This window comes from Peterkaempfera griseoplana (genome assembly GCF_001418575.1).
In the GTDB taxonomy this organism is placed as follows: Bacteria; Actinomycetota; Actinomycetes; order Streptomycetales; family Streptomycetaceae; genus Peterkaempfera; species Peterkaempfera griseoplana.
Map to the genome: position 1 here is coordinate 1 of NZ_LIQR01000309.1, position 5,616 is coordinate 5,616.

Genomic DNA, 5,616 nt, shown 5'->3' on the forward strand with positions numbered 1-5,616 from the left:
TGCGGAAGAACTCCGCCTTGGCCTGGTAGAGGGGGACGGGCACGGGGGTCAGCCTTCGCCTTCTTCTTCCGGGTCATGGGGCACATCGACGCCGTGGACGGCGGCCAGCCGGAGCAGCCCGGCCACCCGGCCCAGGTAGGCCTGGACGCCGTCGTCGTCCTCGGCTGCGCGGGCCGCGGCCAGTTCCCTGCGGGCCTCGTCCAGTTGGACGCGCAGTTCCTCGTCGAATGCGCTCATCGGCTCAGCTCCGTTCACCACGCAGGATTCAGCATCTATGAACTTGCATAATTCTTCAACTGTGCCAATGCCGTGGACGGGCGACGGCCGGGTAGGGATCCGGGCCCGAGGAGTCCCGGACTGGAGATCACCCATGACGCTTCCCGTCACCGCCGGAGTGGACGGTTCACCGGAGAGCCTGGCCGCCGCCCGCTGGGCAGCGGCCGAGGCCGTACGCAGGGAGGCGCCGCTGCGACTGGTGCTGGCGTGGCCGTGGCTCTTCAATGCGCCGCCCCGGGTGCACGACGACACCGGCCGGGCCGAGGAGATGCTGGACGAGGCCGCGAACGGGCTGCGTACCGGGTACCCGGGGCTGGAGGTGACCACCCGGCGGGTCGCCGAGCACCCGGCCGAGGTCCTGGTGGCGGCGGCCGGGGAGTCCGGTCTGCTGGCACTGGGCTCCCGAGGGCTGGGCGCGGTGGCGGGCTTCCTGATCGGATCGGTGAGCCTCCAGGTGCTGGCCCGCGCGAGCTGCCCGGTGGTACTGGTGCGCGAGGGCGGGGACGAGGGCCAGGAGGGCCTCGGAATCGTCGTCGGCGTGGAGCTGGAGCGGCCGCACGAGGAGGTGCTGGAGTTCGCCTTCGAGGCCGCCGCCCGTCGCTCCTGCACCCTGTGCGCCGTCCACGCCTGGAACCTTCCGGCCACATACGGCTATGCCGCCGTACCGTTCGGCGAAGGCCTGGTGAACACCCTGGAGGAGCAGGCCCGGGGGTCGCTGGCCGCGGCGCTGCGCCCCTGGCAGGAGAAGTACCCGCAGGTGGAGGTGGTCCAGCGGGTGGAGCTGGGCTCGGCCGGGCAGTTGCTCGCGGACGCCTCCGCGCAGGCCGGGCTGCTGGTGGTCGGACGCCGGGTGCGGTCCTCCCCGGTGGGCATGCATGTGGGGCCGGTGGCGCACGCCGTGCTGCACCACGCCCGCTGCCCCGTCGCGGTGGTGCCGCACCGCTGACCCGGGCCGTGCCGGGCCCCGGCCCGGCACGGCCGACTCCGCCCACCGGTGCGGACGAAGCCGGCCGGGGCTCAGCGGGACCAGGACCAGTCGGCCACCTCCGGCAGGTCCGTGCCCTGCTCCCGGATCCAGCCGTGGTGCCGGAAGCGCACGTCCGCCATCGCCTGCCGCACCCGTGCCGCCCGCACGGCCAGGCCCGGCACCCGGTCGATGACGTCCATGACCAGCCGGTAGCGGTCCAGGTCGTTGCGGAGCACCATGTCGAACGGGGTGGTGGTGGTGCCCTCCTCCTTGTAGCCGCGCACATGCAGATGCGGATGGTTGGCGCGGCGGTAGGTCAGCCGGTGGATCAGCCAGGGGTAGCCGTGGTACGCGAAGATCACCGGCTTGTCGAGGGTGAACAGGGCGTCGTACTCGTGGTCGGGCATGCCGTGCGGATGCTCGCCCTGGGGCAGCAGCCGGGTCATGTCCACCACGTTGACCACTCGTACCCGCAGCTCCGGCAGATGCCGGTGGAGCAGGTCCGCGGCGGCCAGCACCTCCATGGTGGGGACGTCCCCGGCACAGCCCAGCACCACGTCGGGCTCGCCGCCGCCGTCGGTGGAGGCCCACTCCCAGATCCCGGCGCCGCGGGCGCAGTGGGCCCGGGCCTGCTCCAGGTCGAGCCAGTCGAAGCAGGGCTGCTTGCCCGCGACCAGCACATTGACGTAGTCGCGGCTGCGCAGCACATGGTCGGCGCAGGCCAGCAGGGTGTTGGTGTCCGGCGGCAGATAGACCCGTACGACCTCGGGGCTCTTGTTGAGGATGTGGTCGACGAAGCCGGGGTCCTGGTGGGAGAAGCCGTTGTGGTCCTGGCGCCACACATGGGACGTGAGCAGGTAGTTGAGGGACGCGACGGGGGCGCGCCAGGTCAGGCGGCGGGAGGTGCGCAGCCATTTGATGTGCTGGTTGGCCATCGAGTCGACGATGTGGACGAAGGCCTCGTAGCAGGAGAACAGCCCGTGCCGGCCGGTGAGCAGATAGCCCTCCAGCCAGCCCTCGCAGGTGTGCTCGGAGAGGAGTTCCACCACCCGGCCGCCGCGCGCCAGATGCTCGTCGGTGGGGAGCGTCTCGGCCTCCCATGCCTTGTCGGTCACCCGGTAGACGGCGTCCAGGCGGTTGGAGGCGGTCTCGTCCGGGCCGACCAGCCGGAAGTCCCGGCGGTCCGCGGTGGCCGCCATCACCTCCTGGAGCAGACCGCCCATGACCCGGGTGGGTTCGTGCATGGAGCCGCCCGGCCGCTCCACCGGGACGGCGTACCGCTCCAGCGGCGGCATCGGCAGGGCGCGCAGCAGCAGCCCCCCGTTGGCGTGCGGGTTGGCGCCGAGCCGCCGGCGCCCCGGCGGGACGGAGGTCAGTACCTGGGGACGGGGGCGGCCCTGCTCGTCGAAGAGCTCGGCGGGGAGGTAGGACCGCAGCCACTGCTCCAGCTGCCGGAGGTGGACCGGGTTGGTGCGGACCTCGGACAGTGGTACCTGGTGCGCCCGCCAGGTGCCCTCCACCGGCACCCCGTCCACCTCGGCGGGTCCGGTCCAGCCCTTGGGGGTGCGCAGCACGATCACCGGCCAGCGGGGGCGGTCCCGGACGCCCTCCTCGCGGGCGGTGGCCTGGATGACGGCGATGTGGTCCAGGGCGGTGTCCATGGCCTGCGCCATGGCCCGGTGGACGGCCGCCGGGTCGTCGCCGGCGACATGCAGGGGGTGGTGGCCGTAGCCGCGCAGCAGTTCGTCGAGTTCGTGCTCGGGGAGGCGGGCGAGCACCGTGGGGTTGGCGATCTTGTAGCCGTTGAGGTGCAGGATCGGCAGTACGGCTCCGTCGGAGACCGGGTCGAGGAACTTGTTGGAGTGCCAGGAGGCGGCCAGCGGCCCGGTCTCCGCCTCGCCGTCGCCGATCACGCAGGCCACCAGCAGGTCGGGATTGTCGAAGGCGGCGCCGTAGGCGTGGGAGAGGGAGTAGCCGAGTTCGCCGCCCTCGTGGATGGAGCCGGGCGTCTCGGGGGCCACATGGGAGGGGATGCCGCCGGGGAAGGAGAACTGGCGGAAGAGCCGGGCCATGCCGGCGCCGTCCCGGGTGATGTCGGGGTACGTCTCGGTGTAGCTGCCCTCCAGCCAGGAGTTGGCCACCACGGCCGGGCCGCCGTGGCCGGGGCCCCAGATGCAGATCGCGTTGAGGTCGCGGGCGGTGATCACCCGGTTGAGGTGGGTGTACACCAGGTTGAGGCCCGGGGAGGTGCCCCAGTGGCCGAGCAGCCTGGGTTTGACGTGCTCGGGTTGCAGCGGCTCGGTGAGGAGGGGGTTGGCCAACAGGTAGATCTGCCCGGCCGACAGGTAGTTGGCGGCCCGCCAGTGGGCGTCCAGGGCCGCCAGCTCCTGGTCGCTGAGGACGGTCGCCGGCGAGGGGGTTCGGACCTTGTTCACGACTGCTCCTAATCCGGCTCCGCGGGACCGCGCGGGGCGGCGCGGCGTCCCTCCGGCGCCGGTGGGTACCCAGCGGCGCCGGGACCATGCCGCCGGTCCGGTACCGGCCGGGGAGGGGCCCGCACGGCCGAGCGCGGTGGAGGGAGCGAACGTAGGATGGACGGGTCCGCTGCAGTCGGAACATGTCCGCCGGTCCATGGCGCCCGGCGGCACGGGAGCGCTGCCATGGCCAAGAACATCACCTGCCGGAGGATCTACGAGGAGGCCTCGCCCGGCGACGGGGTACGGGTGCTGGTGGACCGCATCTGGCCCCGCGGGGTACGCCGGGAGGACGCACACCTGGACGAGTGGCTGCGGGATGTCGCCCCGTCCGCGGATCTGCGTCACTGGTACTCGCACCAGCCCGAGCGGTTCACGGAGTTCCGCCGCCGCTACCTGGCGGAGCTGCGGGACCCGGAGCGGCAGCAGGCCGTACGGCACCTGCGGGAGATCGCCGAGCACGACGGGCTGACCCTGCTCACCGCGACCCGCGACGTGGAGCACAGCCAGGCCGCGGTGCTGGTGCTGGAACTCCAGGACGCGCCCGAGCACGCCTGAGCAGTCCGCCGCGCGGGTGCGCGGGTCAGGCGGCGGTGGCGGCCGGGGCCAGACGGGCCAGGCAGGCGTCCGGTTCGGCGAAGGGTTCCAGCCGGGTCGCCGCGAGCGGGGCCCGCAGCTCCTCCAGCGCACCCTGCATCAGTCCGTGATGGAGTGGGCAGACCACCGGGCCGTGGGTCTCGGCGAGCTCCAGGAACGGGCAGTTCCGCAGTCTGACCCGGTCGGGCACCCCGGCGCCGGCCGTGGCGGGTTCGGGGGCGAATCCCAGCTCGGTCAGCAGCGACAGCAGCGCCTCGGCCGCCTCGGCCTCGGTGGTGCGGTGGTAGGGCTGCGGCGAGGCCACCAGATGACGGCCCCAGAGGCGGCCCGCCGCTGCCGCCTCGTCGGCGGCACCGGGCCCGGCGGCGGAAAGTCTGCTGACCAGGATCTCGGCGAGCAGCCGGTAGCCGCGCGCGCCGCCGCGGTCCATTCCGGGGCGCGCCGCATAGCGTGCACGGGGACGGCCGGGGCCTGACTGCGCGGGCTGGCCGGGCCGGCCGCCGGGGAGGCGGTCCGCAGCGCCCTCGGCCACCAGCGCGTCCAGGTGGAAGCGGGCGGTGTTGGGGTGCACGGCGAGCCGCTCCGCGACCTCGGCCACCCCCAGGGGCGAGGACGCCGCCCGCAGGGCGTCGAGCACCGCGCTGCGACGGGGGCGCCGGGGGTGAACATCGGCCATGGGGCACCTCCCGGTTTTTCACGAATACTACATGTAATAATCGGCCGATACCCCAGGGGGCTGCTGAAAGGGGAGCCGCCGTGCCACCCGTCTCCGACACCACCGCCACCGCCGCGTCCACCGCCGCCACCAGCGCGGCATCCACCGCGGCATCCACCGCGGCATCCACCGCCGCGGACGATCCCAACGCCCGGGCGCAGGCCCGGGTCGCACGGATCCACGACCGGCTGCTGGCCGAGACCGCCCGACTGGACCCGCCCGCCCTGGCCTTCTTCTGCGCCGGCCCGGTCCGCCGCCAACTGGCCGCCGCGGCGGAGGTGCTGCACCCGGTGGCCGCCCACTTCGCGGAGACCCGGCTGCTGGTGCAGGCCCTGGGCATCGGGCGGCGCACCCTGGACCGGATGGTGGACACCCTCGCCGCCACCGGCGACCCCGCCTCGGCGGCCGCCGCCGGACGAGCCGTCGCGATGGCCCTGGACGCCCACCTCGCCGTGGAGCGCACCCTGCTGCTTCCCGCGCTCACCGACCTGCCCGGCACCGATCTGCCGGCCCTGGTCGACGCCTGGGAGTCCCGTCTGGGCGCCCGCCGGTGACCGGCGGAACGGCCGGGCGCGCCCGGGTGCTCT

The 5,616-nt window shown here is 73.6% G+C and carries 6 protein-coding genes; 3 read left to right on the forward strand and 3 right to left on the reverse strand.

The genetic code is table 11. The features are described 5' to 3' along the window. Positions 1–48 precede the first annotated feature (48 nt). Positions 49–237 (reverse strand): hypothetical protein, encoded by a 189-nt coding sequence (locus tag AOK09_RS22840; RefSeq protein WP_055589104.1) that lies wholly within the window; start codon positions 235–237, stop codon positions 49–51. 133 nt (positions 238–370) lie between these two features. Between AOK09_RS22840 and AOK09_RS22845 the strand changes: the two genes are divergently transcribed. Continuing rightward, entirely contained in the window at positions 371–1,222 is an 852-nt protein-coding gene (locus AOK09_RS22845) for a universal stress protein (protein WP_055589105.1), read from the forward strand. A 71-nt stretch (positions 1,223–1,293) separates the two neighbouring features. Here AOK09_RS22845 and AOK09_RS22850 read toward each other — a convergent pair whose 3' ends face one another. Then, positions 1,294–3,678 (reverse strand): phosphoketolase family protein, encoded by a 2,385-nt coding sequence (locus AOK09_RS22850; protein ID WP_055589106.1) that lies wholly within the window; start codon positions 3,676–3,678, stop codon positions 1,294–1,296. A gap of 225 nt (positions 3,679–3,903) precedes the next feature. Between AOK09_RS22850 and AOK09_RS22855 the strand changes: the two genes are divergently transcribed. After that, positions 3,904–4,275, forward strand: a complete 372-nt coding sequence (locus AOK09_RS22855) for a DUF488 domain-containing protein (protein WP_055589107.1) — start codon at positions 3,904–3,906, stop codon at positions 4,273–4,275. 25 nt (positions 4,276–4,300) lie between these two features. Here the strand turns inward: AOK09_RS22855 and AOK09_RS22860 are convergent, their stop codons facing one another. Then, on the reverse strand, positions 4,301–4,990 hold the full coding sequence (locus AOK09_RS22860) for a helix-turn-helix transcriptional regulator (protein WP_055589108.1): 690 nt from the start codon (positions 4,988–4,990) through the stop codon (positions 4,301–4,303). Between the two features lie 80 nt (positions 4,991–5,070). Here AOK09_RS22860 and AOK09_RS22865 point away from each other — a divergent pair, with 80 nt between their 5' ends. Further along, complete coding sequence (locus tag AOK09_RS22865) at positions 5,071–5,583, forward strand: hypothetical protein (RefSeq protein WP_055589109.1); 513 nt, start codon at positions 5,071–5,073, stop codon at positions 5,581–5,583. Positions 5,584–5,616: the final 33 nt, after the last annotated feature.

Bases quoted from the DNA above. Each gene is read 5' to 3' on its own strand.
- AOK09_RS22855 (WP_055589107.1), top strand. From the start codon at position 3,904: ATGGCCAAGAACATCACCTGCCGGAGGATCTACGAGGAGGCCTCGCCC.
- AOK09_RS22845 (WP_055589105.1), top strand. From the start codon at position 371: ATGACGCTTCCCGTCACCGCCGGAGTGGACGGTTCACCGGAGAGCCTG.
- AOK09_RS22840 (WP_055589104.1), bottom strand. From the start codon at position 237: ATGAGCGCATTCGACGAGGAACTGCGCGTCCAACTGGACGAGGCCCGC.
- AOK09_RS22860 (WP_055589108.1), bottom strand. From the start codon at position 4,990: ATGGCCGATGTTCACCCCCGGCGCCCCCGTCGCAGCGCGGTGCTCGAC.